This window comes from Kribbella sp. CA-294648 (assembly GCF_050943845.1).
GTDB lineage: Bacteria > Actinomycetota > Actinomycetes > Propionibacteriales > Kribbellaceae > Kribbella.
Map to the genome: position 1 here is coordinate 6,003,114 of NZ_CP191981.1, position 25,749 is coordinate 6,028,862.

Sequence of the window (25,749 nt, forward strand, 5' to 3'; positions counted from 1 at the left end):
GCCGCAACAGCAGTAAAAACACACGAAGGGGATCCCCAATGAGAATGCGCAACCTCGTCGCCACCGTTGGCGTCGCAGCGCTCGCGCTGACCGTCGGTGCCTGTGGCAAGGAAGACACACCCGCCGCGGGTGGCGACACCGGCGGCAGCACCGGCGCCTGCGGCGAGCTCCACAAGTTCACCGTGGCCAGTGGCGTGGACGTGGCCGGCAGCCCGACCTTCACCAAGATCAAGTCGCGCGGCCACGCCGTCGTCGGGGTCAAGGCCGACCAGCCGAACCTGGGCTACAAAGATGCCAACGGCAAGCGCTGCGGCTTCGACATCGAGATCGCCCGGATGGTGTCGGCCCAGCTCGGCATGGACCCGGACAAGATCGAGTACAAGGAGATCCCGTCCGCGAACCGCGAGACCGCGATCGCCGGTGGTGAGATCGACTACTACGTCGGCACCTATTCGATCACCGAGAAGCGCAAGGGTCTGGTCGGCTTCGCCGGCCCGTACTTCATCGCCGGTCAGGACCTGCTGGTCCGCAAGGACGACACCTCGATGGACGCCGGCAAGACCGGTCTGAAGGGCAAGAAGGTCTGCTCGGCGACCGGCTCGACCCCGATCCAGAAGGTCAAGGACGAGAACCTGACCGAGCCGGGCAACATCTCGGAGTTCAAGACCTACTCCGAGTGCGTCTCCCAGCTGCTGGACAAGAAGGTCGACGCGGTCACCACCGACGACGCGATCCTCAAGGGCTACGCGGCGAACGCGCCGGAGGAGCTCCGGGTGGTCGGCAAGCCGTTCAGCACCGAGAAGTACGGCATCGGCGTACCGCTGGCCGACAAGGCCCTGCGGGACAAGGTGAACGCCGGCCTGGAGGCCTCCTTCGCCGACGGCACCTGGAAGGCGCTGTACGACGAGACGCTGGGCAAGTCCGGCGCCGCCGCGACCGCTCCGCCGCTCGAGAAGTACTGATCCACCCGGTCAGGGCGGCCCCGGCTCGCCGCGGGTCGCCCTGACTGTTTTTCTCTCCTCCTCTGGAAGGTCGCGATGCTCTCGGTCCTCACCGAAAACTGGGAACTGTTCAGAGACGGCTTCTGGACCACGATCAAGCTGTTCGTGATATCCGGTCTGCTGAGTCTGGCCATCGGGACCGTGCTGGCCGGGTTCCGGGTCTCCCCGGTGCCGGCCCTGCGTGCCATCGGCACCGGCTACGTCAACACCCTGCGGAACACGCCGCTCACGCTGGTGTTCGCGTTCCTGGTCTTCGGCGCGCCGAAGGCGGGCCTCAACCTTCCCAACTTCTTCTGGTCGGCCGTCGTGGCGCTGACCGTCTACACGTCGGCCTTCGTCTGTGAGGTGGTCCGGTCGGGCATCAACACCGTCTCACCGGGCCAGTCGGAGGCCGCCCGCGCGGTCGGCATGACGTTCGTGCAGGTGCTCGGCATCGTCGTCCTGCCGCAGGCCTTCCGGGCCATCGTGCCGCCGCTGACGAGTGTGATGATCGCGCTGCTGAAGAACACCACCATCGCGGCCGGCTTCTCGGTGCTCGAGGCCGGCGCGATCCCGGCGGTGATGGCCGAACGCGGCCAGAACCAGATGCTCACCCTGGTCTGGATCACCGTCGGCTTCCTGATTCTGATCATGCCCCTGGTCATGCTGCAGCGGTGGGCCGAGCGACGGACGGCGGTGGCCGCATGAGTGCGGTGTTGTACGACGTGCCGGGCCCGCGGGCCCGGGCGCGGAACCGGATTCTCAACGTCGTCGTCGTGGTGATCCTGCTGGCCGTGATCGGCTGGGTCGTCTACCGGCTGAACGAGACCGGCCAGTTCGAGGGCCGGCGCTGGGCGCAGTTCCAGTACAAGTCGATCCAGGAGCAGCTGCTCACCGGTCTGCTGAACACCCTGAAGGCGGCCGGCATCGCCGCCGTGCTGGCGTTCCTGTTCGGGGCGGTGTTCGCGGCGGGCCGGATCAGCGACCACAAGATCCTGCGCGTCCCGGCGACCTTCGTGGTCGAGCTCTTCCGCGCGATCCCGCTGCTGATCCTGATGTTCTTCTTCTACTACGGCTCGCTGCAGTTCCAGCTCGGCATCTCGCCGATGTGGGCCGTGGTGCTCGGCCTGACGCTGTACAACGGCTCGGTCCTCGCGGAGGTCTTCCGGGCCGGGATCGCCGCGGTGCCGAAGGGCCAGCGCGAGGCGGCGTACGCGACCGGTCTGCGCAAGAACCAGGTGGTCCGGCTGATCCTGCTGCCGCAGGCGGTCCGCGCGATGCTGCCGGCCATCGTCAGCCAGCTGGTCGTCCTGCTGAAGGACACCGCACTCGGCTTCATCATCACCTACAACGAACTCCTGTACGTCGCCAAGCAGATGGGCGGCCGGCTCGAGTTCGGCTTCCCCTACATCCCGACGTACATGGTCGTGGCGATCATCTACATCGGCCTGTGCTCGCTGCTCTCGGTCTTCGCCCGCTACCTCGAAGGCCGCACCCGCCGCAACCGTAAGATCGCCCCCGGCACCACCCTGCCCGCGGTGACCGAAGCCGGTGGCGCCGGCGCCACCGGAGCCGACGACAGCTGAAATTGCTTTGCCTGGCGGCCCGTCCAGGCGTGAGACTGCCCGGATGATCGAGAGCAGCAGCACGCCGGACGGGCGCGCGGGGATCGATGCTGGGCTGGTCAAGCGGCTGGTGAAGGCGCAGTTTCCGCAGTGGAGCGAGCTGACGGTAGCGCCGGTGAAGGTGGACGGATGGGACAACCGCACCTATCAGCTGGGCGATGCCATGACGGTTCGGTTGCCCACGGCAGCGTCGTATGCGCCTGCTGTGGACAAGGAGAACGAGTGGTTGCCGCGGCTGGCACCACAGTTGCCTGTCGCTGTGCCTGAGGTGCTGGGCAAGGGGGTTCCTGGTGAGGGCTATGCCTTCAACTGGTCTGTACGCCGCTGGCTAGAGGGCGAGACAGCGGCTGTGGAACGTATCGACGATCTGCCAGGGTTTGCCGTGGCGGTCGCGGAGTTCATTCGTGCACTGCAGCGCTGCGACGCGACCGGTGGGCCGGCAGCCGCGGCACACAGCTTCTACCGGGGTGCGCCTCCTGTGCATTACGACGAAGAGACCCGGCGTGCGCTGGCTGCTCTGGAAGGACAGGTCGACACCGCGCGCGCTGCGGCTGTGTGGGAGGCGGCGCTCGGGTCGTCCTGGGACCGGCCGCCGGTGTGGTTCCACGGGGATATTGCCCACGGCAACCTGTTGGTTGTCGACGGCAAGCTGTCGGCGGTCATCGACTTCGGTACGTCGGGGGTCGGTGATCCCGCGTGTGATCTGGTGATCGCCTGGACGATGTTCTCCGGTGAGAGCCGCGAAGCTTTCCGGCGTACTGTCGACCAGGACGCCGCGACCTGGGCGAGAGCCCGTGGCTGGGCCCTCTGGAAGGCACTGATCGTCCTGGCCGAGGACACTTCCAGCGCGGCGACCAACCAGCGCGTGATCGAGGAAGTCCTCGCCGATCACGATCAGGCCCAGTAGTCGACCGTCCAGGTCTTCACCAGGTCACCTTCCAGCTCCAGCAGGACGCGACCGGCGGGCCGGCCCGGATCGGCCAACCAGGCGTAGGTCGCCTCGACCCGGCCCTCGCCGAGCTTGCTGTCGAGTACGACGACCTGATCGTCCGGCGGGTTCGCCCGGTACGCCGCGACGACCGCGTCGCGGCCCTCGAACGGACCGACCGGGATGCCCATGAACGTCATCGTGCAGTCGGGCGTGAGCCCGGCCGCCAACTGCTCGGCATCACCCCCGGCGGCAACGGCGTTCACCGCGGCGATGTGACTGTCGAGGATCCGTTGCTCGTTCATCGGCTCACCTTCAGCAGGTCCGCACGCGAACTGGCGTTCAGCTTGCGGAGGACTTTCGCGACATGTTGCTCGACCGTGCGGGGTGACAGGAAGAGGACGTCGGCGATCTCCCGGTTGGTGTGGCCGCGGCCGAGCAGGCGGGCGACCTCCTGCTCGCGGGGAGACAGCTCGGCGCCGTAGCCCCGTCGGCCTCTGCGCGAGGGCGCAGCGACTCCGTGGCTGCGCAGTTCATGGCGGCAGCGGGCAGCGTCTCTGGAGGCTCCGAGCTGATCGAAGACCTCCGCAAGCGCAGTGAGGCACTCTGCGGCACCCGGCTCTTGCAGGGCGAGTCTGCAGTGCACAGCACGCTCAGCCGCCAGAGCAGCGAAGTACGGCGCGGGCAGTGCTTCGTACTGCAGCTCTACCTCGCGATAAAGCGCCGCAGCGCTCCTGAAGTCACCATCGCTCTCCGCCAACTGCGCACGGCCGCACTGCAGAGCCACCCGCGCCAACGGCGCCTCCAGCCCGACCGTGCAGTCGTCCAACTCCCCCAGCAGCTTCCGTACTTCGTCGTCACGCCCATCCGCGAGCAGTACGGCGACTGCCGCCGGCGTCAGCTCCCCTGCCCACGACCACACCTGCTTGCGCCGCAGGAGGTCCAGACCGCGATTCACCGACTCCACCGCGGCACCGAGCTCGCCACGAGCAAGCTGCATCCAGCCGAGTACGCCGAAACCGCCCAGCGCGATCTGTGCGATCGCATCGGCCGGCTGGTCGATACCCGTCGCACCCAGGTACGCCTCCGCCTCGGCCCACTCTCCCCGCGCAACCGCCAACGAGGCCAGTACCAGCGACAGCTCGCTGGTGAGCGGCAACAGGTCGCGGTACTCGTCCAGGAGCAGCGCCACCCGCTCGTCGAGCCCTGCCCACGCGCCGGTGAACCAATCGACGCGCACCCGCGTCGCGCGCGCAGTACGCACGAAGTACACGCTCACTGTGCGGTAACAAGCGCTGCGGGCCCCCGCTCACGGCGAGGGCCCGCAGTACCGGCTGCTTCAGCGCAACGTGTTGAAGGAGTCGCGCATGATTTCGAGGGCTTCGGTGGCTTCTTCCTCGGTCAGTGTCATGGGTGGGGCCATCCGGAGGACGTTGCCGTAGAGGCCGCCCTTGCCGATCAGGAGACCGCGGTCCTTCGCCTCCTGCTGGAGTTTGACCGTAGTGGGGGCGTCGGGCTTGCCGTTGGCTGGATCGACCAGTTCAGCGGCGAGCATCAGGCCCTTGCCGCGGACATCGCCCAGCTCGGGGAACTCCTCCGAGATCCCGCGCAGGCCGTCCATCAGCTGCGCGCCGCGCTTGGCGGCGTTGGCCTGCAGGTCGTTGTCGGCGATGTAGTCCAGCGTCGCCTTCGCCGCGGTGGTCGAGATCGGATTGCCGCCGAAGGTCGACAGCGAGTTCGCGCTCAGGCTGTCCATCAGCTCCGGCCGGGCCACCACCCCGCCGATCGCGAAGCCGTTGCCGAGCCCCTTGGCGAACGTCATCGCGTCCGGTACGACGCCGTGTGCCTGGATGCCCCAGAAGTGGTCGCCGGTCCGGCCCCAGCCGGTCTGCACCTCGTCGGAGATGAAGAGGATGCCGAACTCGTCGAGCACCTCCTTGAACGCGGCGTACAGACCGTCGGGCGGTGAGGAGAAGCCACCGACGCCCTGGATCGGCTCCACGATCAGGCAGGCGACGTCACCCGCAGTACCGGTCTCGATGACGTTGCGAAGGTCGTCGACGCAGACCTTGATGTACTCCGCGTCCGGCAGGTCCTTGAAGGGGCTGCGGTACCGGTAGGCGCCCTGCACGTACTGCACGTTGACCGGTGACAGGCTGCTCGCCGACCAGCCCCGGTTGCCGGTGATGGCGACCGTGCCGAAGCCGCGGCCGTGGTACGAGTTGCGCATCGCCAGCACTTGGTTGGAGCGGCGCTTCTGGGTGGCGAACAGCAGGGCCGCCTCGTTCGCCTCGGTGCCGGAGTTGGTGAAGAAGACCTTGGCGTCCGGGATGCCGGACAGCTCGGCGATCTGCTCGGCCAGCTCGATCTGCCGCCGGATCAGGTACACCGTCGAGGTGTGCGCGATCCCGGTGGCCAGTTGCTCGCGCACCGCGTCGGAGATCTCCGCGATGTCGTAGCCGATCGCGTTGGTCAGGATGCCGGCGAAGAAGTCCAGGTACTCCTTGCCCTCGCCGTCGGTGACCCGGCGGCCGGTGCCCTTGACGATCTCGATCGGCTGGTCGTAGTACAACGCGAGCCAGTCCGGCATGACGGCCCGGTGACGTTCCCACAGCTCCGCATGTGTCATGTCCTAGCAATACCGCATCACGCAGCTGTCCGCTAGCGGCCTGCCGGTGACTTAGGGTGCTGTGGGTGACGACGCCGAGCATCCCGCACCTGGATATCGAGTCTCTGGAGCAGTTCGACCAGGTGATTGCTGCCGGAGCCAGCGCGATGGGTGGCTGGCGGGTGCAGTCGGTGAACCTCACGGAGCGCACACAGGTGCTCCTCAGGTTGTCGCCGGCCGGTTCGCTCTTCCTGGGTTGTGCGCTGGAGGAGACCGCCGCGGCCTGGATCCGCGACGGCGGCGGGCTGATCTTCCCCGCGATCCCGGAGCTGCCGTTCGACCCGTACCGCGGCACCCTGTACGCCGCCGAGGAGCTCTACGCTCATTTGTCGTCGGGGTACGAGGCGACACCTGATGCGCAGATCTACGCCTGGTCGCGGCAGCACGACGAGCAGGGCGACACCGGCCGGACGCTGGCGGCCGCACTGCACGACCACTCGATCGCCGATGCCCTGCACGAGCTCCCCGACGACAAACCGTGGATCGGCGTGATGGGCGGCCACGGGATCGCGCGCACCGACCCGGCGTACCGGTCAGCCGTCCTGCTCGGCCGCACGCTCGCCCGCGCCGGCCTGACGGTCGCCACCGGCGGCGGACCCGGCGCGATGGAGGCCGCGAACCTGGGCTCCAGCCTGTCCTCGTACGACGATGCCGCGGCTGAGGCGGCTCTTTCGGGTCTCGCCGCTGCCCCTTCCTTCCGCCCGTCGATCGCGGACTGGGCCTCCACCGGCCTCGACGTACGCCGCGACTTCCCCGGCGACGGCGGAGTCTCGATCCCGACCTGGTTCTACGGCCACGAGCCGCCGAACGTGTTCGCGACCTCGATCGCGAAGTACTTCTCCAACGCCCTGCGCGAAGACGTCCTGCTCAGCCGGGCCCGCGGCGGCATCATCTACCTCCCCGGGGCGGCCGGCACCATCCAGGAGATCTTCCAGGCCGTCACCCCGAACTACTACGGCGACGCCGCCACCCAGATCCCGATGATCCTGGTGGGCGTCGAGTACTGGACGGCCAAGCTCCCCGTCTGGCCGCTCCTCGAAAGCCTCTCCGAGGGCCGCCCGATGGCCTCGTCCATCCGCCTGGTCGACACCATCGAAGAGGCCGCCGGGCTGGTGACCTAGCTCGGGTTGTCAGGCGACGCGTTGCGAGGTGAACTGCATCCGGGGGTTGGCGTACGCGTCCTGGGACTCAACGAGCTGCAGCTCGCGCTCGCCCGACTCGTGGGTGCGGGTGAGCAGGTCGAAGACGCTCGACGTCGTCCGGGCGAGGGCATCCGCGAGATCACCCGTACGCCGGTAGTGCGCCGTGAAGAGGGCGGCGGTCACGTCGCCCGAACCGTTCGCCTTCATCGGGATGTACGGCGTCTGCACGAGCCACGCACCGCTGTCGTCGACAGCCAGCATCTCGATCGTGCCGTCCTCGCGGTCCGGGCGCTCGACGCTGGTGACGAGCACCGTCCGCGGCCCGGTCGCGCGCACGAGCTCCACCGATGCGAGCGTGGACTCGAGGGTGTCAGGCTCCGTGCCGGTCAGGAAGCCCAGCTCGAACTGGTTGGGCGTGATGATGTCGGCGGCCGGAACCACCCGGTCACGCAGGAGCACGGGAATGGCCGGCGCGACGAAGCACCCAGACTTCGCGTTGCCCATCACGGGGTCGCAGGAGTACACCGCTCGTGGGTTCGCCGCCTTCACCCGCTTCACCGCCTCGAGGATGACGTCGGCGATCCCCTCACCGCCCTGGTAGCCCGAGAGGATCACGTCGATCTGCGGGAAGACACCCCGGTCCTCAATGCCTTGCAGGACCTCTCGTACGTCGTCCGGGCTGATCAGCGGCCCACGCCACGCCCCATAGCCGGTGTGGTTGGAGAAGTTCACCGTGTACACCGGCAACACCTCCACACCAATGCGCTGGAGCGGAAAAACGGCAGCCGAGTTGCCCACGTGCCCATACGCGACAGCGGACTGGATCGAGAGGATCTTCACCGCTCGATCATGCCACCCGGCGCCTGGCGGGCTCTTCGGGCCCTAACCGCCGAAGCGCGCGTGGAGCAGGTTCGCGATGTCGGGCGGGCAGTCGTCCCGGCGAGCCAGCCGCAGGCTGACCACACCTCGGGTGCCGGTCTCGCTCAAAGACACGCACTGCGCTATCGCCGCTTTGTTGGAGGCCGAGCAGCGCTCCCACGCATCCTCCAGCCGGGGCAGCACCAGCGGTTGTTTGGCCACCACACCGACCAGCATGTTCCCCAGGTTCACCCGAGGCTTGCCGGCCATGTCCGCGTCGGACCTTCTCCGCCAGACCACGGCCGCCGAATCTATCGTGGTCAGCACTCTGACGACGAGGTCGCCCAGCTCATCCGCGGTGAGGTGATGCATCCCCAGCGTCGTGATCGCGTCCAGCAGCCGGGCATAGCCGGCCGAAGCCTCCCGGGCCGTCGCTTCGGACAACGCTCCGAGGGCGCCCTGGACCGCCTCGAGGTAGGTCTCGAGGATCCTCACGACGTCCGCCGCACTGATCCCGGTGGTCCGATCGATCACCGCGATCAGTCGGATCACCACGGTTTGCACCTGGGTGTCCTCGCCGGCAACGATCGAGCGCACCAGCCGGTCGACGAGGACCGGGCCCCAGGTCTCCGGCAGAGTACTGCTCCGCTTCTCGACCGCGGGAGCCAAGACGGTGACGGCGTACTGATGGCCTGACTCGAGCAGCCCGAGAACCCACGGCAGACCGACCCGCTCGAACGCCTCGGCCCGCCAGTCGTCCAGCGAGGCGGCCACAGCCTTCGTCGCGGCTCTCACCACCTTCAGCCGGTCGCGTTCGAGGAGCTCCTCGGAGATCCACTCCCGGGCCGCGGCCGAGACCGGAGTCAACCGGCCTTGCAGACGAGCCATCCGCTCGGCATCGGCTGGATCCGGAGAGGAGCAGACTGCTGTGAGCTCCGCTTCGAGTTCGCGGACGACGGCCGGGCTCGCCGAGAACACGATCGCGTCGAATCCGCGCCGCAGCGTTGCCCGGCCGTGCATCAGCTCGGCCGCGTTGCCGGCGAAGAGGGTCAGGCGATCCAGGTACTCCCGCAGCCGGGTCGGATTGTCGCTGTTGAGCTTGATCACCACCGGCCAGATCCTGTGCGGCTGGTCGGGCAGATGGTTTTCCAGCGCAGCGGCGAGTTGGGATCGGGTCGGAGCATCCAGCCGGTCCGCCAGGTACCTCGCGACGGTGGCCACCGTGCCGAGCACCGGAGTCGAGGTGGTGTCCGATGCCTCGATGACAGCCCGCGCGACGAGCTCGGGGTGATCGGCGGCAAGCCTGATGACAGCGTTCATGTACGGCGTCCGCTCGGCCGGGAGGTCTGGATCGAAGGCCACCGCCAGCAGTTCCAGGGCGGTGACCCGATCCGCACAGAGTCGGCGCATGACTGTCAGCTGGCTCGAGACCCACCGATCCCGCAGCGAAGCGCTCAGCATCGACTGCCAATCCGTCCAACCACCTGCCGTTTGCACGGCAGGGTCCTGCCAGACATCGGCCAGCGCCGCTGCGGCATCGTCCACAGCTCCGGCCGGACACCGGTGGCGCAGTGCGCGTGCGACCAAATCTGCCTTCAGCCGCGAGTCGCCGGCCCGCTGCGCAAAGGCCAACACAGCGGCCCGGGCAGTCTCTGGCAGCTGGCTGTACCGATCGACCAGCACCCGTACGTCGACAGCGGTCGTTCCACGCAACACTGTCTGCTCCAGCAGCCGCCGGATAACGGGACCAGCGTCTCTCCTCCCGTCGTCGGCCAGACGCTGGAGACAAAGTCTCAGGGCAGTCGCGAAGCCCGCCTGCTGCTGAGCAGGTTCGGCCGCATTGATCAGCGGCCCGACGGTCATTTCGACCCTCGAGAAGCTCGCGCTATCCGCGTGCTCCAGACACCACAGGGCGACCTCCAGCGCTGGGCCGACGCAGCTGCCGGTGGCCGGCTCCAGAACGTCGACACTCGCGATGAGCAGCGCGGGACGGTGTTGCTTCAGCTCTGCGGCGAGATGCTCGACCAGGTCGCCGTCGCCGCGGGCGAGCGCGCTCTGGAAATGGATCCGGATGCCCTCGACCGAGTCTCGGGGCACGTGTGCGGCCAACTCCTCAAGCCGGGCTCGATCGATCGCCAGCATGAGCAGGTGTTTGGCGATCGCCCAGTAGCCGGGCATCCCGGTCCGCAACCCGTCCTCCAGGCGTGCGAGATCAGCCTCGGTGCCATGGATGGCGAGGTGCCGCGCGACGGCGAACTCGGCGTAGGTCTGGTGGAAGAAGGCGTACCGCCCGCCGACCTCCTGAACGCTTCCTTCGCTCAGCAGCTGGCTGAGACCGGTCATCGAGTCGTTGGCGGGGACGAACTCGACGAAGCGGTTGCCGCTGGCCGCCCAGACCGAGGCTGCCAGTGCCTCGGCGGTGCGGACTTGGTGTGCGGCCCGGTCTGCTCGCCGACCACGCCGGTCGCGAGCAACCCGGCGTTCCCAGTAGGCCTCGTAGAGACGCGTGACGGTGAGGCCGGCTGGAACAGCGCCCGCGGCGGCATAGATGTCGCATGCCATGGCAAGCCGCAGCGGAGAGGAGAAGACATCTCTGACTCCAGCGCCGGACAGCCGCTCGGTCAGGCTGGCCGCAAAGCTTGCGCGTCTCTCCTGCGGGATTGCACTGGCCCGCACATAGGCGTCGGCCCATTCGCCGATCTCGTCCGGCGTCAGGTTCGGCAGGCGATAGAGCGCACCCACCAGGTCGCGCTCCGGCTCCAGGTAGCTGTGCCACTCCTGGTCTCGACAGGTCATTAGCAGGAGGGCTTGGCGGGCGACCTGGCGTAGTACGTAGGAGATGTCGTCCGCGTTGTCCTCGGTGAGGATGAGATCGAGGGTGTCCACGATGACGATCACCCTGCCCGGCGCTGCGGCCAGGATCGCGGTCAACGGAGCCGCCTCCCGAACTCCCGAGGCGGCCTGTCCGAGGGCGAGGTCCACCGCGGCCGCGCTGGACAGCTCGGCAGAGGCCGGGATCCGGGTGCACAGAACGAAGATCGCCGTCGTGTCACCCTCCGACTCGAACCGCCCGAAGAGTTGGCCGGCCAGCACGCTCTTGCCGAGCCCTCCTTCGCCGAGGATCACCAGGGGCTTCTCGAGCGCGTCCACTGGTCCCACCGCGCGCTCGAGAAGGGCGAGCCGGTCCATGCCTGGCAGGATCTCCGGCTGCGTGCTCTGCCAGGCATCGGCACCTGCCGACCGGACCGCTTCCAGCAGGTCGCTCGCCAGACTGTTCGGCTGCTGGGCCGACCTCTGCGGGTCGAGCACCTCCGCGACGGCTTTCCGCAGCAGATCTGTACTGACCAGCATCTCCGCGATCCCGGCTCGCTCAGCCTGTCCGGACCGGCCTGTCCGATGGACCGTCAGCGAGACGAATCCGCAGGTGAGGTCGAGGAGGCGATCGAAGTATCGCTGCGCGTCGTCGGACAGCAGGCCGGCCCGGCGCTTTCGTCCACCTCGATCGTCGAGCAGATAAGCGCGCAGGGCCTCGCCGCTGCGCAGCGCGTGGCTGAGGGTTTCCCGCTCGGGGGCGGACGCGAGCAGTTCCTCCAGCGCGGCCTCCGCAGAACTCAGATCCCCTTCTGCCGCGTGCCGGAATTCGTGACTGGCCTGGTTCAGGACTGTCGCGGCCAGCTCGGCGGGAACCTCGGAGAAGTCACCGGACGCTCCCGGCCTGCCGTCGGAGAGTTCCTTGGCGGCGTCGGCGATCCGGCTGGCTCCGGCGAGATGAAGCACGGCCCGGACGAGGTTCGACCCGCGCACTCGTGGCCAGCTCGCCGTCACTCGACCTCCCCAGTCAGCTCCCGACCAGTATGGCGGTCGAAGGCGTTCAGGAGCCGGTGAGCCAGCCCTCGGCCGCTTCGAGGAAGAGGTCGACCTCCATCACGTCGTAGCCCTCGCGGAAGCGCACCGGCGTGAACTTGATGGTTCGGATCTCGTGCGCGGTGACCGGGCGGTCGACGGGCCGGCCGTTCACCGTCGCCATCACCCGGTCGACGAAGTCGTCCACCTCGGACATGTCGTAGCCCTCACTGAACTTCACCGGGGTGAAGCGCGGAGCGTCCCGCAGTCGCCGATCCCCCGCGGAGTGAGCGCTGGATCGATCCACCGGACGGTCCGCGGGCCAGGCGCTGGGCGCCCCGCCGGCCTGGTCGACCGGGCGCTCCCCGGGCCACGCGTGCGGTTTGTCGGCCGGGCGGGGCTGGTCGACCGGGCGGGTTTGGTCGACCACGCGGGGCTGATCGATCGGGCGGCCGGCCATGCTCTGGGCTGCGTGGTCGAGGAAGGCGTCGACCTCTTCGACCGCGTAACCCTCACGCAGGCGGACCGGGGTGAAGCTGACGTTCCGGATCTCGTCCGCCGTCACCGGGCGTTCGACGTACCGGCCCTCGACGGTGGCCTCGATGCGCTCGATGAAGGCCTCGACCTCGGCGATGTCATAGCCTTCGCGCCAGCGGACCCGGCTGAACAGCTCCGCCATCAGTCTTTGTTGGCCGCGGCCAGTTGCCCGCAGGCGCCGTCGATCTCCTGACCGCGCGTGTCGCGGACGGTCGTCGGGATCCCGCCGGCCTGCAGCCGGCGGACGAACTCGCGCTCGTCGGCCGGGTCGGAGGCGGTCCACTTGGAGCCGGGCGTCGGGTTCAGCGGGATCAGGTTGACGTGCACCCAGCCCCAGTCGCCGCGCGCCGCCAGCTTCTCGGCCAGCAGGTCCGCCCGCCAGGCGTGGTCGTTGATGTCGCGGATCATCGCGTACTCGATCGACACCCGGCGCTTGGTCTTCTGGGCGTATCCCCAGGCAGCGTCGAGGACCTCGTCGACCTTCCAGCGGTTGTTGATCGGGACCAGCTCGTCACGCAGCTCGTCATCCGGCGCGTGCAGCGACAGCGCCAGCGTGACCGGGATGCCCTCGGTCGACAGCTGGTTGATCCGCGGCACCAGGCCGACGGTCGACACGGTCACGCCGCGGGCCGAGATGCCCAGCCCGTCGGGCGACGGCTCGGTGAACCGGCGGACCGCGCCGATCACGGCCTTGTAGTTGGCCATCGGCTCGCCCATGCCCATGAAAACGATGTTGTTGACCCGCCCGGGCCCGCCGGCGATCTCGCCGCGGCTCAGCGCCCGGGCGCCGTCGACGACCTGCTCGACGATCTCGGCGGTGCTCATGTTGCGGGTCAGCCCCGCCTGGCCGGTGGCGCAGAACGGACAGGCCATCCCGCACCCGGCCTGGCTCGAGACGCACATGGTGGTGCGGTCCTTGTAGCGCATCAGCACGGACTCGACCAGCGAGCCGTCCAGCAGCTTCCACAACGACTTGCGGGTGGTGCCGTTGTCGCACTCCAGGTCGCGGACCTTGGTGAGCAGCGGCGGCATCAGCTCGGCGACCAGCTTGTCCCGGGTCGCGGCGGGCAGATCGGTCATGTCCGCCGGGTCGTCGGTCAGCCGCGCGAAGTAGTGGTTCGACAGCTGCCGGGCCCGGAAGGCGGGCTCCCCGAGCGCGGCGACCGCAGTACGGCGCTCCTCCCCGCTGAGGTCGGCCAGGTGCCGCGGCGGCTTCTTGGCACGGCGCGGCTCATCGAAAACAAGCGGGAGGGAGGTAGTCATCGCCTTCCATTGTCGCCCGCCCGGTCCAGCATTCACAAATTCACATCAGTGACCCTGGACACCACTCGCAACCGGGGCGGCGGGTGCGAGTGGTGTTGGGTCGGCCAGCTTGGTCACGCGGAGCCCGGCTGGTGCCTGGGTCAGGCGGAGTAGCCCTTGGGCGGGATCAGGGTGGCCAGTTGGTTGAAGGTCAGCCAGTACGTCGCCGGGCCGAAGCCGGCCGGGTCGGCGATCAGCACGGTCGAGTCACTGGTGTCGTAGCCGATCACCGTGAAGTAGTGCCAGATCGTGTAGTTCGGGTACCCCGGCGGGTGATTGTTGGCCGGGGCAACGATGTTCGCGACGATCGCGTAACCGCGGTCGATGTCGTACTGGATGTCGTGCCAGAGCAGGTTGCGCTGCGTCTGGGTCGGCGGATCGTTCGGCATCTCCTTGGTCTCGTAGTAGCCGGTGTTGAGCCGGTTGTTGAGCACCCGGGTGACCTGCCCGATCCAGTCGGTGCCATTGGTCGTGGTGGGCAACTCGTTGGCCAACTGCTGCTGGCTCGGCGGTGACGACATCCGCGCCGACAGTGCCATCCTGGTCGCGGCCGGGCCACACCAGTAGCCGGTCTGCTGGTACTGGAACTGGATGCTCAGCGACCGCAGCGTCTGGGTCGAGTACCCGAGCGTCGGCACCTTGTTCTTCGCCGCAGCCGCGTTCGCCGCGAGCACCGCCTCCGCAGAGTTCGCCATGGGCGCCGGCGCGGTTGCCGTCGGCGCAACTGGTGCCGTTGCCGCCGATGCGGCTGTCGCGGCCGGAATCGACATGCCGGCGATCAGGGCCAGACCGCAGACAGCGGCCTTCAACGTCGTCGACGTACGCCTCCCGAGCCTCACGGGCGGCCGGAACAGTTCACTGGACATGTGAGCTCCTCAGCCTCGCAGCGCCGACCTCCGTGGTCGCCGCACAGCCAGTGGATTCCTCGCGCCAGGCCTTGTAAAGCTACTCTCCGGGTAGGCTTGGACACCCTGGGCAACTATCTGCGCTGTGTTTCCGCAGGTCACAGCGTTGTCAGGGGGTTTCCATGACCTCTGAAAACTGGTGAAAATTCCCGAACCATTTCTACCCAGATCGAATCCAATCCTCCGGCCGACGGGAATGAGCCTCACGCTGCCCCAGTTGGACTCTGCATGGACTCACTCCCCCGTACTGCGCTCGCCGGGGTCCCGTTGTCTGTCCTCGACCGGTCCCGGACCCGCGCGGGCGAGACCGAGGCGGAGACGCTGCGTGGCACGGTGCAACTGGCGCAGCAGGTCGAGGACCTGGGCTACCACCGCTTCTGGGTGTCGGAGCATCACAGCGTGCCCGGTGTGGTTGGGTCAGCGCCCACTGTGCTGGCTGCTGCCGTCGCGGCGTCCACCACTCGCATCCGGGTCGGCACCGGCGGGGTGATGCTGCCCAACCACCAGCCGCTCGTCGTGGCCGAGCAGTTCGGCGTACTGGAGTCGCTGTTCCCAGGGCGGATCGACATGGGGCTGGGCCGGTCAGTCGGCTTCACCAATGGCATCAGGCGAGCACTGGGCGTCGAGAAGGACGCAGCGGAGGACTTCAGCGCACAGGTGCGTGAACTGCTCGGCTACTTCACCGGGACCCAGCAGAACCACCCGCAGGTCCACGCACGCCCCGGTGAAGGCTTGACCGTCCCGCCGTTCGTACTGGCCGTTGGCGAAGGCGCCCTCCTGGCAGCATCGCTCGGACTCCCCCTGGTGATCGCCGGCGTCAAAGGCGAGCAGGAGCTCCTCACCCTCCTGGACCGCTACCGCACCGGCTTCCAGCCCTCGACATGGGCCAGCAGCCCGTACGTCGTACTGGCGGCCACAGTGGCCGTTGCTGACACGACCGATGCGGCCCGGAGCCTTCTGTTGCCCGAGGCATGGTCCAGCGCGTACTCACGCACCCGTGGAGTGTTTCCGCCGCTGCAGCCGGTCCCCGAGGTACTGGGGCTGGAGATGACCGAGAAGGAACGCGGGTTCTTCGAGCAGTCGTTGCGGGGGCAGATCTACGGAACCCCTGCCGAGGTGGACGCCGCACTGGGAGGTCTGGTGCAGCGGACCGGCGCGGACGAAGTACTGGTCACCACCAACACCTACGACCGCGCCGAGCTGCTCGAGTCCTATCGGCTGCTGGCCGAGCTCGCCGAGCTCAGGACCGCCGTCAGCCGCTGATCCGCGCCAGCAGGCCCTTGCGGACCTCCGGCCACTCGTCGGCCAGGATCGAGAAGACGACAGTGTCGCGCCAGGTGCCGTCAGCGTTCTTCATGTGGCGCCTGAGCACGCCCTCCCGGGTGGCGCCGAGCTTGGCGATCGCCGCCTGCGACCTGATGTTGATGAGGTTCGTCTGGATCTTCACCCGGCCGAAACCGCAGTCCTCGAAGGCATGCTGGAGCAGCAGGAGCTTCGCCGCCGGATTGACCTTCGTACCCCAGACGGCCGGGGCGTAGCCGGTCGACCCAAGGTGGACACGCTCGTTGGACAGATCGACGTCGGCCAGGCTGCTGGTGCCGACAACGGTGCCCTCGGCACCCAGTTCGCTGTCGGCGGCCAGCCTGACAACGTAAGCGACCCGCTTGGCCGCGGCCGGCACCCACATGTCGCGCATGTGCTCGACGCTGGTCGGCATCGCGGCGGGGCCGCCACCGAAGCCGCCGGCGTAGACCTCTTCGCGCGCGATCGCGGCGTACAGGTCGTCGATGTCGGAGGGAACCAGCCGGTCCAGGCGGACGACGTCGCCGATCAGGGAACGGCCGTCAGGAGAGATCGTCATACCGCCAGCCAACCCGGCGGTGCCATGTCACGTCAAACGAGTAGATGCAGCAACAACCAGACCGCGGGAGCCGTTGCCAGCAAGGAATCCAGCCGGTCCATCACGCCACCGTGACCCGGCAGCAGGTTCGACATGTCCTTGATGCCGAGGTCACGCTTGATCATCGACTCGGCCAGATCACCAACGGTCGCGGTCAGTACGGCGACGGCGCCGACGATCGCGCCGACCCACCAGTGACCGTCCAGCAGCCAGACCACCGAGCCGATACCGGCGCCGATACAGGCCAGCGTGGAACCGGCGAATCCCTCCCAGGACTTCTTCGGGCTGATCGTCGGAGCCATCGGGTGCTTGCCGAACAGGACGCCGGCCACGTAGCCACCGACATCGCTGGCCACCACGACCAGGAAGAAGGTCACGACCCGCTGCGGGCCGTCGTCTTCCGGCTGGACCAGCAGGATCGCGAAACCGGCCAGCAGCGGTACATAGCCGAGCAGGAACGCGTTGGTGGTGACGTCGCGGACGAAACCGATCGAACCGCCCGGCATGCGCCAGAAGATCGTCGCCAGCACGGTCAGCGCCAACGCGATCAGCAGCGCGAGCGGGCCCCCGTAGTACGCGGAGACCAGCATGGCCGTCGTACCGACGAACAGCGGGATCCTGGACAGCTTCGCGCCACTGGTCTGGAACACCCGGACCAGTTCGTCGACGGCCGCCAGGACGGCGGCCAGCACGACCAGGACGAACAGCGACTTCTGCCAGAAGAGCGAACCGAGGATGACCGCACCGAGGGCGACACCGACCGCGATCGCCGCGGGCAGGTTGCGCCCGGCGCGGCTCGGCGCGGGCGTGCTCTGGTCGACGCCCATCACACCTCGAGCAGTTCGGCTTCCTTGTGCTTGAGCAACTGGTCGATCGAGTCGACGTACTTCTTCGTCAGCCCGTCGAGCCGCTTCTCAGCACTCTTGCCCTCGTCCTCGCCCGCTTCGCCGTCCTTGACCGACTTGTCGATCTGGTCCTTGGCGTGCCGGCGGATCGTGCGGACCGAGATCTTCGCGTCCTCACCCTTGGTCTTGGCGACCTTGATGTACTCCTTGCGCCGCTCCTCGGTGAGCTGCGGCATGGTGACCCGGATGACCGAGCCGTCGTTGCCGGGGTTCACACCCAGGTCGGAGTCGCGGATCGCCTTCTCGATCGCCGCCATCGCGCCCTTGTCGTAGGGCGAGATGAGGACGGTGCGCGGGTCCGGCACCTGGAAACCGGCCAGCTGCTGCAGCGGCGTCGGCGAGCCGTAGTAGTCCGCCACGATGTTCGAGAACATCGAAGGGTGCGCCCGGCCGGTACGGATCGCGGCGAAGTCGTCCTTGGCGACCTCCACGGCCTTCGCCATCTTCTGCTCGGCTTCGCGGAGTGCTTCGTCGATCACGACATTCCTCGCTTCCTCGGGGCCGCGTCGGTGCGGCCCCATCAACCCTATGAACACTGGCAACCCTACGAGCGCTGGTTTACCAGATAACGGACGTCAGCCCGTGTCTTGGCCGCGATCTTAGTGCGTGAACTAGTGACCCGGTGAGACGACCGTGCCGATCTTCTCACCCCGGACGACGCGGGCGATGTTGCCCTCCTCGAGTCCGAAGATCACGATCGGCAGCGCGTTGTCCCGGGCCAGGCTGATCGCGGTCGCGTCGGCGACCCGCAGGCCGCGGGCCAGGAAGTCGTCGTACGACAGCTGGTCGAACTTGACCGCGTCGGGGTTCTTCTTGGGGTCGGAGTCGTAGACCCCGTCGACACCCTGCTTGCCCATCAGCAGCGCCTCGGCGCCGATCTCCAGCGCGCGCTGGGCGGCGACCGTGTCGGTGGAGAAGTACGGCATGCCGGAGCCGGCGCCGAAGATCACCACGCGGCCCTTGGCCAGGTGCCGGTCGGCCTTGCGGGGAATGTAGGGCTCGGCGACCTGGCCCATCGTGATCGCCGTCTGGACCCGGGTCTCGACGCCGAGCTTCTCCAGGAAGTCCTGCAGCGCCAGGCAGTTCATCACTGTGCCGAGCATGCCCATGTAGTCGGCGCGGTTGCGCTCCATCCCGCGCTGCTGCAGCTCCGCGCCGCGGAAGAAGTTGCCACCGCCCACCACGACGGCGCACTGCACGCCGGCCCGGACCACCTCGGCGATCTGCTTGGCGATCGAGTTCACCACGTCGGGGTCGACGCCGAGCTTGCCGCCGCCGAACACCTCACCCGACAACTTCAGCAGCACCCGGTGATAGGCCGGAGCGACCGGCTCGGAGGCCGGACTCGTCTCGGTACCCAGGGTTTCCGTCACGACTCCGGCCTCCTCGTCGACTGCGCTGTTGTGGTCTGGTCGGTGAACCGTCAGGCTCCGACCTCGAAGCGAGCGAACCGCTTGACGGTCACGCCGGCCTCGTCGAGAACCGCCTTGACGGTCTTCTTGTTCTCCTGGACCGACGACTGCTCGAGCAGCACGACCTCCTTGAAGAAGCCGTTCACCCGGCCCTCGACGATCTTCGGCAGCGCCTGCTCGGGCTTGCCTTCCTCGCGCGCGGTCGCCTCGGCGATCCGCTTCTCGCTCTCGACCGTCTCGGCCGGGACCTCGTCGCGGGTGGTGTACAGCGGGCGCATCGCGGCGGCCTGCATGGCCGCGCCGCGGGCGGCGTCGATGTTGTCGCCCTCGAACTCGACCAGCACACCGACCTGAGCCGGCAGGTCGGCGGCACGCTTGTGCATGTACGCCGCGACCTTGCCCTCGAACACGGCGACCTTGCCGAGCTCGAGCTTCTCGCCGATCACCGCGGCCAGCGCCTCGATGTTCTCCGCGACGCTCTTGCCGTCGGCCAGCTTCTCGCTGAGCAGACCCTCGACGTCGCCGACCTTGCTGGCCGACGCGTGCGCGACGATGTCGGCCGCGAGCTGCTGGAACTGCTCGTTCTTGGCGACGAAGTCGGTCTCGCAGTTCAGCTGGACCATCGCGTTCTCGGCCGCGGCCACCAGGCCGTTGGTGGCCGAGCGCTCGGCGCCCCGCTTGGCGGCCTTGGCCGCGCCGTGGATGCGCAGCTCCTCGATCGCCTTCTCGAAGTCGCCGTCGGTGGTCTCGAGCGCCTTCTTCGCGTCCATCATGCCCGCGCCGGTGGCGTCGCGGAGCTTCTTCACGTCAGCGGCGGTGTAGTTCGCCATTCCTCGATCTCTCGTCTTCGGTGGTGCGTCAGCTGGTGGGGTTCGCTGCCCGGACCCGAGCCCGGCGACTCTGCTCGCCGTACCCGGTCTCCCGGCAACTTGCTCGCCGTCCCGGCGATCCGGTGACTCGCTCGCCGTACCCGGCTGGCCGGTGGCTTGCTCGTCTCCGGTCCGCTCTCCGGCTACTCGCCTCCGGCGTGAGCCGGGGGCGATCGCCGTACTGCGGGTGGTCCGGCGGCTTGCTCGCCGCCCGGCGCCACCGACGACCCCGTAGTACGGGATCTGGGTGACGCCCGACGGCTACAGACCGGTCAGGCCTCGGTCTTCGGCGCCTCGGCGCCCTCGACCGGGGTGTTGTCGGCGTCGGCGACGGTCTCGGCAACGGCGCCGGACTCGGCAACCGGAGCGGCCTCGGCGGCGGGCGCCTCGACAGCGGCAGCCTCAGCGGCCGGGGCCTCGTCGGCCTTGGTCTCCTCAGCCTTGGCCTCGTCAGCCTTGGCGGCGGGGGCCTCGTCGGCCTTGGTGGCGCCGTTCTGGCTCTCCAGCAGCTCGCGCTCCCAGGCCGCCAGCGGCTCCTCGGCACCCAGCTCCTCGCCGGCCGCGGCCGCACCCTGGCCGCCACGCGACATCAGGCCGTCGGCGACGGCGTCGGCGACCACGCGGGTCAGCAGGCCGACCGAACGGATCGCGTCGTCGTTACCCGGGATCGGGAAGTCGACCTCGTCCGGGTCACAGTTGGTGTCCAGGATGCCGATGATCGGCAGCTTCAGCTTGCGCGCCTCGTCGACCGCGAGGTGCTCCTTCTTGGTGTCGACGATCCAGACGGCGGCCGGAACGCGGGCCATGTCCCGGATACCGCCGAGGGTCTTGAGCAGCTTGTCGTGCTCGCGACGCTTCTGCAGCAGCTCCTTCTTCGTCACACCGGAGGCGGCGACGTCGTCGAAGTCCAGCAGCTCGAGCTCCTTGAGCCGCTGGAGGCGCTTGTTGACGGTCTGGAAGTTGGTGAGCATGCCGCCCAGCCAGCGCTGGTTCACGTAGGGCATGCCGACCCGGGTCGCCTGCTCGGCGATCGCTTCCTGGGCCTGCTTCTTGGTGCCGACGAACAGGATCGCGCCGCCGGAGGCAACGGTGCTCCGGACGAACTCGTAGGCGCGGTCGATGTACGACAGCGACTGCTGCAGGTCGATGATGTAGATGCCGTTGCGCTCGGTGAAGATGAATCGCTTCATCTTCGGGTTCCAGCGACGGGTCTGGTGCCCGAAGTGGACGCCGCTCTCGAGCAGCTGCTTCATGGTCACGACGGCCATGAGGTGTTCCTCCTGTCGCGCTCCGGCTCAGCCGGAGACGCCTGTCTCGGTTGTCCGTGCCGGCCCGGGTCGGTCCGTCACGCCTGACACCCGCGCGCACCCATCCCGGAAGACCGGGACCGAGCAGTGCGCCCACCAACCGCCACCGGGAATCCGGAGTCAGCCTTAGGCATGCGGGCGTGCGAAGTCGCCCCACTCACGTGGGACGCCACCAAAAGTCTACGGGAGACAGGCCACCCACACCTAACCGGCCCCACTCGTCCACAACCACCAACATCCCCACCCCCACCACCAGACTTCAACGGCACATTCCCCACATGACCCCTTTCCTCCTGACCCCCCTCACGATCGCCCTCCTCACCGCCTTCCCTCCCGCCCCCGTCCAACCACCTCCGCCCCCACCCCACACTGCCCACCACCCCATCCCCCACGCCCCGCGACGCACCCTCGACCCCACTCCCACACAGCGCGCCACCCACGACCCCACCCACACACCGCGCGCCACCCTCGACCCCAGCCCCACCGCGGTCTGGCCACTGACCCCACGCCCGGCGATCGTCCGCGGCTTCGAACCGCCACCCAAACCCTGGCTCTCCGGCCACCGCGGCCTCGACCTCAGCGGCTCTCCCGGCCAACAGGTCCGCTCCGCCACCCCAGGCACCGTCACGTACGCCGCCCCGCTGGCCGGCCGCGGCGTCATCGTCATCACCAACGGCCCCCTCCGCACCACCTACGAACCCGTCATCCCCACAGTCCGCGTCGGCACCCCCGTCACCCCAGGCACCCCGCTAGGCCACCTCTCAGCAGCCGGCTCCCACTGCGCCCCCGCCACCTGCCTCCACTGGGGCCTACTGAAAGCCACCACCTACCTGAATCCCCTATCCCTCCTCCCCCACCACCCCATCCGCCTACTCCCACTAACCCCCACACCCCAAGCCCAACTCACCCCGCCAGCCCGTCCCCCCACGGCCCGGCAGCAACTCACCCCACCCCCGCCCACTCCCGCGCGCCCCCACCGAGAACTCCCCCATGGCTCTGCCGCGCAGTTCCGCGACCCGCTCGCCTCGCCACCCCGCAGCTCCGCGATCCCCCGCCACCCAGACCTCGCCGCCCCACCCCGGGCGCCTCACCACCCACCCGACCAGCAGCCCTTGCCTGCGCCCGCACCTCACACCAGCTTCGCGGCCGAAGCGCCACCGCGCGGCGAGCTCACTTCAGGCGTGCTCGTCAGCTTGGCAGCCGCGGCCACCCTCATCGGCAGCCTCCTCATCAGGCGCCACTGATGCCCAACCCACCGCACCCACCCCGTACGGCGAACAACCACCCGACGCGCGACTCAGCTCCCGGGGACCCGCGCCTGCCACGCGTCTTCATCGCGAGACCGACGCTCCACCCCAGCCGGCAGCTTGCCCTTGGCCAGGTCGATCAACGTCGTGTGCTCCAGCACGTCCCGCAGGCTCGCGCGCGCCGCGATCCACACCCGCTGCAACACGACCGCCCGCTCGTTGTACGCGACACTCTCTGGCCGGACCCCGGAGATGCTCACGATCGGCCCGTCCACCGCCCGCATCACGTCGGCCACCGAAACCTCGTTCGGATCGACGGCGAGCTTCCAGCCACCCGACTGCCCCCGCTGGCTGGTCAACACACCCGCCCGGCGCAGATCGGCCAGAATCCCCTGCAGGAACCCATGCGGAATCCCCTGGGCACGGCTCAGTTCCTCGGCGGATACGACCGAGGGGTCGTTGGCCACCCATCGCTGGGTGATCTCGATCAGCGCCCGCAACGCATAGTCAGACTTCGCCGAAACCCGCATACTCCGCAGTCTGCCGTATCGAGGCCCCGGGTCAGGCGCGCGGATGCGCTTGTTCGTACGCGCGTCGCAACCGGTCGCCGGACACGTGCGTGTAGATCTGCGTCGTGGCCAAGGAAGCGTGACCGAGCAACTCCTGCACGCTGCGCAGGTCGGCTCCGCCTTCGAGCAGGTGCGTCGCGGCCGTGTGCCGCATCCCGTGCGGCGACAGGTCCGACGCCTCGACCGCGTCGATCCGGACGTGCACGAGCCGCCGCACGATCCGCTGATCGATCCGCCCACCGCGAGCCCCGAGGAACAGCGCCGGTCCACTCCCCGGCCGGAACAACTGCGCCCGCGCCCCGTCCAGCCACCCGTCCATGGCCACACCCGCCGGTACGCCGTACGGGACCGAGCGTTCCTTGCGGCCCTTGCCGAAGACGCGGACCACCCGGCGCTCGGTGTCGACGTCGTCGATGTCCAGGGCGCACAGTTCGCCGACCCGGATCCCGGTCGCGTAGAGCAGCTCCATGATCGCGAGGTCACGGAGCCCGACCGGGCTGCCGTCGTCGGCTGCGACTGCGGCCGCATCGAGCACCGCCCGCGTTTCGGCCTGCCCGAGCACGCCGGGCAGCGACTTGTGCGGCTTGGGACTGGCGAGCAGGGCACCAGGGTCGCTCTCGATCCGCCCGGTGCGCTGAGCCCAGGCGGTGAACACCCGAGCGGCCGTCGCGCGCCGCGCCATCGTGCTGCGCGACTTGCCGAGACTCTGCTGCTTGGCCAGCCAGGACCGCAGCCCGCGGATGTCGAGCCCACTCAGATCATCGTGACCAAGCCGAGTCAAATGATCGATTAAATCCACTACATCACCGATGTAGGCTCGCACCGAATGTTTGCTGAGGTCTCTTTCCGCCGTCAGATGCCGTTCGTAGTCAGCCAGTAACGCAGTGAAACCTTCCGGTACGGAAGGCGTTCCGCTGACCTCGTCCGGCACCATGCCCCGACCATGCGGCAGTGACCCCGGCATCGCAAGCCACCGCGCGGTGCATACCCCGAGGAGGTCTGGCCCGAAGCCCACCGGTCGACTACTGTTCGGCCCGATTGCCCTAGTAGCAACGGAGGCACCCCTGACCATGGCCCCCTCAGCGAACGGACAGACCGTAGGCCGGCGCCTGCCGGTCGAGTCGGCGTTCACTCGAGTCGAGGATGCGCGGCACCGTCTGCCGCGCCTGTTCGGTCGTCGCGACCTTGTCGTTCTCGGACTCGGTGTGATGATCGGGTCCGGCATCTTCAGTCTCAGCGGTAAGCAGGCGGCCACCGTCGCCGGCCCTGCCGTGATCTTGTCGTTCCTGATCGCCGCGGTGGTCTGCGTGCTGGCCGCGGCCTGTTACGCCGAGCTCTCCTCGACGATTCCCGTCTCCGGCAGCGCCTACACCTTCAGCTACGTCACCTTCGGCGAGATGTGGGCCTGGCTGGTGGGCTGGGCCCTCGTGCTGGAGCTCGTCACGGCCGCCGCGATCGTGGCGCGGGTCTGGTCGGCGTACTTCCTGGCGACCCTCGACGGCTTCGGAGTCACTCTCCCGGCGAACGTCGCCCAGTACTTCGGACCTGACGCGAAGCTCAACCTGGTCGCGCCCCTGCTGCTGCTGCTGCTGACCGCGCTGATCGTGACCGGGACCAAGCTGTCGGCCCGCGTGCTCACCGTCGTCGTGCTGGCGAAGGTCGCCGTGATCGTGCTGGTCGTCGTGGTCGGCGCCACGCACATCAACTTCGACAACTACCGGCCGTTCATCCCGGACGCGCGGCCCGCCCCGGCCACCGCCAGTCCGACGTTGCTCAGCTGGATCCTGGACTCGTCGTTCGGCTCGTTCGGCATGATGGGCATCTTCACCGCGGCCAGCTCGATCGTCTTCGCCTACATCGGCTTCGACCTGATCGCGACCGCGTCCGAGGACGCCCGCAACCCCCGCAAGACCGTCCCCCAGGGCATGCTGCTCGGCGTCGGCGCCGTCACCATCCTGTACGTCGCGATGGCGGTCGTGCTGGTCGGGATGCGCCCCTACGGCCAGCTGGGTGGCGCCGCACCGGTGTCGGAGGCGATGTCGGCCGTCGGCGTGGGCTGGGCGGCGAAGGTGGTCAATCTAGGGGCTCTGCTTGCCCTGATGACGGTCATCATGGTCGTCCTGATCGCGCAGAGCCGCGTGCTGTTCAACATGGGTCGTGACGGGCTGCTGCCGAAGAGCCTCGGCCGGGTCAGCCGGGTCTACTCCTCGCCGGCCCGGGCAGCCTCCGCCGCCGGTCTGGCCGCGGTCGCGCTGACGCTGTACCCGAAGGTGCTCGAGCTCGAGGAACTGCTCGTCATCGGCGCCCTGTTCTGCTTCGCGTTCTGTGCGGTCGGTGTGCTGACACTGCGGCGGACGGAACCGAACCTGGAGCGTGGTTTCCGGGTCCCGATGGTGCCGCTGATCCCGCTGCTGTCGCTGGCCGCGACGCTGTGGCTGATGCTCAACCTGACGACCAGCACCTGGATGAAGTTCGGCCTCTGGATGGCGCTCGGCCTGGCGATCTACGGCCTCTACGGCCGCTGGCACAGCCGGCTGGCCAACGAGGACAGCTGGGACTTCGACATCGGCGACACGGACCCGGGGACGGGCGGTCTGCAGGCGGTCCGGCACGAGCCGACCGACAGCAGCACCAGTGAACTGCGGGCGGTCCGGACGCCGCCGAAGTCGACACGCGGCAAACACATGCGCAACTGACGCCGACGGGGCCTGTTGTCCACAGGCCCCGAAGTCGTCCGCCAGATCGGTGCAAA

At 68.5% G+C, this 25,749-nt stretch carries 24 protein-coding genes; 8 read left to right on the forward strand and 16 right to left on the reverse strand.

Translation table 11 applies throughout. The annotated features are described in order from the left end of the window. Positions 1 to 38 precede the first annotated feature (38 nt). The 4 genes from ACQPYM_RS28325 to ACQPYM_RS28340 all read left to right on the forward strand — a co-directional run bounded on the left by ACQPYM_RS28325 (position 39) and on the right by ACQPYM_RS28340 (position 3,512). Positions 39 to 962 (forward strand): glutamate ABC transporter substrate-binding protein, encoded by a 924-nt coding sequence (locus ACQPYM_RS28325; protein WP_433006277.1) that lies wholly within the window; start codon positions 39 to 41, stop codon positions 960 to 962. Positions 963 to 1,037: 75 nt separating this feature from the next. Next, positions 1,038 to 1,688, forward strand: coding sequence for an amino acid ABC transporter permease (locus ACQPYM_RS28330; RefSeq protein WP_433006280.1), 651 nt, complete (start codon positions 1,038 to 1,040; stop codon positions 1,686 to 1,688). Beyond that, complete coding sequence (locus tag ACQPYM_RS28335; protein ID WP_433006283.1) at positions 1,685 to 2,566, forward strand: amino acid ABC transporter permease; 882 nt, start codon at positions 1,685 to 1,687, stop codon at positions 2,564 to 2,566. Before ACQPYM_RS28330 ends, ACQPYM_RS28335 begins: the two co-directional genes overlap by 4 nt. A gap of 43 nt (positions 2,567 to 2,609) precedes the next feature. Beyond that, entirely contained in the window at positions 2,610 to 3,512 is a 903-nt protein-coding gene (locus ACQPYM_RS28340; RefSeq protein ID WP_433006286.1) for an aminoglycoside phosphotransferase family protein, read from the forward strand. Here ACQPYM_RS28340 and ACQPYM_RS28345 read toward each other — a convergent pair. The 3 genes from ACQPYM_RS28345 to ACQPYM_RS28355 all read right to left on the reverse strand — a co-directional run bounded on the left by ACQPYM_RS28345 (position 3,500) and on the right by ACQPYM_RS28355 (position 6,162). Further along, positions 3,500 to 3,838 carry a hypothetical protein gene (locus ACQPYM_RS28345; protein ID WP_433006289.1) on the reverse strand — a complete coding sequence of 113 codons (339 nt, stop codon included), beginning with the start codon at positions 3,836 to 3,838 and terminating at the stop codon, positions 3,500 to 3,502. The two genes, ACQPYM_RS28340 and ACQPYM_RS28345, sit on opposite strands and share 13 nt — an antisense overlap. Beyond that, positions 3,835 to 4,797, reverse strand: a complete 963-nt coding sequence (locus tag ACQPYM_RS28350) for a helix-turn-helix transcriptional regulator (RefSeq protein WP_433006292.1) — start codon at positions 4,795 to 4,797, stop codon at positions 3,835 to 3,837. The genes ACQPYM_RS28345 and ACQPYM_RS28350 overlap by 4 nt, the downstream gene beginning before the upstream one ends. 75 nt (positions 4,798 to 4,872) lie before the next feature. Then, positions 4,873 to 6,162 carry an aspartate aminotransferase family protein gene (locus ACQPYM_RS28355; protein WP_433006295.1) on the reverse strand — a complete coding sequence of 430 codons (1,290 nt, stop codon included), beginning with the start codon at positions 6,160 to 6,162 and terminating at the stop codon, positions 4,873 to 4,875. A 65-nt stretch (positions 6,163 to 6,227) separates the two neighbouring features. On the opposite strand from ACQPYM_RS28355, the gene ACQPYM_RS28360 reads away from it, so the two are divergent. Then, a complete protein-coding gene (locus ACQPYM_RS28360) occupies positions 6,228 to 7,322 on the forward strand; it encodes an LOG family protein (RefSeq protein WP_433006297.1) in 1,095 nt (364 codons plus the stop codon). A gap of 9 nt (positions 7,323 to 7,331) precedes the next feature. Here the strand turns inward: ACQPYM_RS28360 and pdxY are convergent, their stop codons facing one another. The 5 genes from pdxY to ACQPYM_RS28385 form a co-directional block, all read right to left on the reverse strand. Beyond that, positions 7,332 to 8,183, reverse strand: coding sequence for a pyridoxal kinase PdxY (gene pdxY, locus ACQPYM_RS28365; protein ID WP_433006300.1), 852 nt, complete (start codon positions 8,181 to 8,183; stop codon positions 7,332 to 7,334). A gap of 42 nt (positions 8,184 to 8,225) precedes the next feature. Then, complete coding sequence (locus ACQPYM_RS28370; RefSeq protein ID WP_433006303.1) at positions 8,226 to 12,026, reverse strand: NACHT domain-containing protein; 3,801 nt, start codon at positions 12,024 to 12,026, stop codon at positions 8,226 to 8,228. 46 nt (positions 12,027 to 12,072) lie between these two features. After that, complete coding sequence (locus tag ACQPYM_RS28375) at positions 12,073 to 12,723, reverse strand: DivIVA domain-containing protein (RefSeq protein WP_433006305.1); 651 nt, start codon at positions 12,721 to 12,723, stop codon at positions 12,073 to 12,075. Next, on the reverse strand, positions 12,723 to 13,844 hold the full coding sequence (gene rlmN, locus ACQPYM_RS28380; RefSeq protein WP_360287997.1) for a 23S rRNA (adenine(2503)-C(2))-methyltransferase RlmN: 1,122 nt from the start codon (positions 13,842 to 13,844) through the stop codon (positions 12,723 to 12,725). The genes ACQPYM_RS28375 and rlmN overlap by 1 nt, the downstream gene beginning before the upstream one ends. A 140-nt stretch (positions 13,845 to 13,984) precedes the next feature. After that, positions 13,985 to 14,749, reverse strand: a complete 765-nt coding sequence (locus ACQPYM_RS28385) for a C39 family peptidase (RefSeq protein ID WP_433006309.1) — start codon at positions 14,747 to 14,749, stop codon at positions 13,985 to 13,987. A gap of 267 nt (positions 14,750 to 15,016) precedes the next feature. On the opposite strand from ACQPYM_RS28385, the gene ACQPYM_RS28390 reads away from it, so the two are divergent. Continuing rightward, entirely contained in the window at positions 15,017 to 16,051 is a 1,035-nt protein-coding gene (locus tag ACQPYM_RS28390; protein WP_433006312.1) for an LLM class flavin-dependent oxidoreductase, read from the forward strand. On the opposite strand, the gene ACQPYM_RS28395 is transcribed toward ACQPYM_RS28390, so the two are convergent. The 6 genes from ACQPYM_RS28395 to rpsB form a co-directional block, all read right to left on the reverse strand. Continuing rightward, positions 16,041 to 16,649 carry a GNAT family N-acetyltransferase gene (locus tag ACQPYM_RS28395; RefSeq protein WP_433006314.1) on the reverse strand — a complete coding sequence of 203 codons (609 nt, stop codon included), beginning with the start codon at positions 16,647 to 16,649 and terminating at the stop codon, positions 16,041 to 16,043. The genes ACQPYM_RS28390 and ACQPYM_RS28395 overlap by 11 nt on opposite strands. Before the next feature lie 32 nt (positions 16,650 to 16,681). Beyond that, positions 16,682 to 17,515 (reverse strand): phosphatidate cytidylyltransferase, encoded by an 834-nt coding sequence (locus ACQPYM_RS28400; RefSeq protein WP_433006317.1) that lies wholly within the window; start codon positions 17,513 to 17,515, stop codon positions 16,682 to 16,684. After that, positions 17,515 to 18,069, reverse strand: coding sequence for a ribosome recycling factor (gene frr, locus ACQPYM_RS28405; RefSeq protein ID WP_433023407.1), 555 nt, complete (start codon positions 18,067 to 18,069; stop codon positions 17,515 to 17,517). Before frr ends, ACQPYM_RS28400 begins: the two co-directional genes overlap by 1 nt. A gap of 135 nt (positions 18,070 to 18,204) precedes the next feature. Next, positions 18,205 to 18,966: a UMP kinase gene (gene pyrH / locus ACQPYM_RS28410; RefSeq protein ID WP_360288008.1), complete on the reverse strand. Its 762-nt coding sequence runs from the start codon at positions 18,964 to 18,966 to the stop codon at positions 18,205 to 18,207. A 50-nt stretch (positions 18,967 to 19,016) separates the two neighbouring features. Next, positions 19,017 to 19,835, reverse strand: a complete 819-nt coding sequence (tsf, locus tag ACQPYM_RS28415; protein ID WP_433006321.1) for a translation elongation factor Ts — start codon at positions 19,833 to 19,835, stop codon at positions 19,017 to 19,019. Positions 19,836 to 20,146: 311 nt separating this feature from the next. Next, on the reverse strand, positions 20,147 to 21,142 hold the full coding sequence (rpsB, locus tag ACQPYM_RS28420) for a 30S ribosomal protein S2 (protein WP_433006324.1): 996 nt from the start codon (positions 21,140 to 21,142) through the stop codon (positions 20,147 to 20,149). Between the two features lie 317 nt (positions 21,143 to 21,459). Here rpsB and ACQPYM_RS28425 point away from each other — a divergent pair, with 317 nt between their 5' ends. Beyond that, complete coding sequence (locus ACQPYM_RS28425; protein WP_433006327.1) at positions 21,460 to 22,425, forward strand: peptidoglycan DD-metalloendopeptidase family protein; 966 nt, start codon at positions 21,460 to 21,462, stop codon at positions 22,423 to 22,425. A 53-nt stretch (positions 22,426 to 22,478) separates the two neighbouring features. Here ACQPYM_RS28425 and ACQPYM_RS28430 read toward each other — a convergent pair whose 3' ends face one another. Together ACQPYM_RS28430 and ACQPYM_RS28435 are read right to left on the reverse strand one after the other, a co-directional pair. Next, entirely contained in the window at positions 22,479 to 22,958 is a 480-nt protein-coding gene (locus tag ACQPYM_RS28430) for an RrF2 family transcriptional regulator (protein ID WP_433006330.1), read from the reverse strand. Positions 22,959 to 22,989: 31 nt separating this feature from the next. Next, the gene (locus tag ACQPYM_RS28435; protein WP_433006333.1) at positions 22,990 to 23,931 is read right to left on the reverse strand and encodes a tyrosine recombinase XerC; all 942 of its coding nucleotides are present in this window, start codon (positions 23,929 to 23,931) and stop codon (positions 22,990 to 22,992) included. A 136-nt stretch (positions 23,932 to 24,067) separates the two neighbouring features. On the opposite strand from ACQPYM_RS28435, the gene ACQPYM_RS28440 reads away from it, so the two are divergent. Next, a complete protein-coding gene (locus tag ACQPYM_RS28440; RefSeq protein ID WP_433006336.1) occupies positions 24,068 to 25,693 on the forward strand; it encodes an APC family permease in 1,626 nt (541 codons plus the stop codon). Positions 25,694 to 25,749 lie beyond the last annotated feature (56 nt).

What these genes read in the sequence shown, in the direction of transcription:
- ACQPYM_RS28325 (WP_433006277.1), top strand. Translation starts at nt 39, where the DNA reads ATGAGAATGCGCAACCTCGTCGCCACCGTTGGCGTCGCAGCGCTCGCG.
- ACQPYM_RS28330 (WP_433006280.1), top strand. Translation starts at nt 1,038, where the DNA reads ATGCTCTCGGTCCTCACCGAAAACTGGGAACTGTTCAGAGACGGCTTC.
- ACQPYM_RS28335 (WP_433006283.1), top strand. Translation starts at nt 1,685, where the DNA reads ATGAGTGCGGTGTTGTACGACGTGCCGGGCCCGCGGGCCCGGGCGCGG.
- ACQPYM_RS28340 (WP_433006286.1), top strand. Translation starts at nt 2,610, where the DNA reads ATGATCGAGAGCAGCAGCACGCCGGACGGGCGCGCGGGGATCGATGCT.
- ACQPYM_RS28345 (WP_433006289.1), bottom strand. Translation starts at nt 3,838, where the DNA reads ATGAACGAGCAACGGATCCTCGACAGTCACATCGCCGCGGTGAACGCC.
- ACQPYM_RS28355 (WP_433006295.1), bottom strand. Translation starts at nt 6,162, where the DNA reads ATGACACATGCGGAGCTGTGGGAACGTCACCGGGCCGTCATGCCGGAC.
- ACQPYM_RS28375 (WP_433006305.1), bottom strand. Translation starts at nt 12,723, where the DNA reads ATGGCGGAGCTGTTCAGCCGGGTCCGCTGGCGCGAAGGCTATGACATC.
- rlmN (WP_360287997.1), bottom strand. Translation starts at nt 13,844, where the DNA reads ATGACTACCTCCCTCCCGCTTGTTTTCGATGAGCCGCGCCGTGCCAAG.
- ACQPYM_RS28385 (WP_433006309.1), bottom strand. Translation starts at nt 14,749, where the DNA reads ATGTCCAGTGAACTGTTCCGGCCGCCCGTGAGGCTCGGGAGGCGTACG.
- ACQPYM_RS28390 (WP_433006312.1), top strand. Translation starts at nt 15,017, where the DNA reads ATGGACTCACTCCCCCGTACTGCGCTCGCCGGGGTCCCGTTGTCTGTC.
- ACQPYM_RS28395 (WP_433006314.1), bottom strand. Translation starts at nt 16,649, where the DNA reads ATGACGATCTCTCCTGACGGCCGTTCCCTGATCGGCGACGTCGTCCGC.
- ACQPYM_RS28400 (WP_433006317.1), bottom strand. Translation starts at nt 17,515, where the DNA reads ATGGGCGTCGACCAGAGCACGCCCGCGCCGAGCCGCGCCGGGCGCAAC.
- tsf (WP_433006321.1), bottom strand. Translation starts at nt 19,835, where the DNA reads ATGGCGAACTACACCGCCGCTGACGTGAAGAAGCTCCGCGACGCCACC.
- rpsB (WP_433006324.1), bottom strand. Translation starts at nt 21,142, where the DNA reads ATGGCCGTCGTGACCATGAAGCAGCTGCTCGAGAGCGGCGTCCACTTC.
- ACQPYM_RS28425 (WP_433006327.1), top strand. Translation starts at nt 21,460, where the DNA reads ATGACCCCTTTCCTCCTGACCCCCCTCACGATCGCCCTCCTCACCGCC.
- ACQPYM_RS28430 (WP_433006330.1), bottom strand. Translation starts at nt 22,958, where the DNA reads ATGCGGGTTTCGGCGAAGTCTGACTATGCGTTGCGGGCGCTGATCGAG.
- ACQPYM_RS28435 (WP_433006333.1), bottom strand. Translation starts at nt 23,931, where the DNA reads ATGGTGCCGGACGAGGTCAGCGGAACGCCTTCCGTACCGGAAGGTTTC.
- ACQPYM_RS28440 (WP_433006336.1), top strand. Translation starts at nt 24,068, where the DNA reads ATGGCCCCCTCAGCGAACGGACAGACCGTAGGCCGGCGCCTGCCGGTC.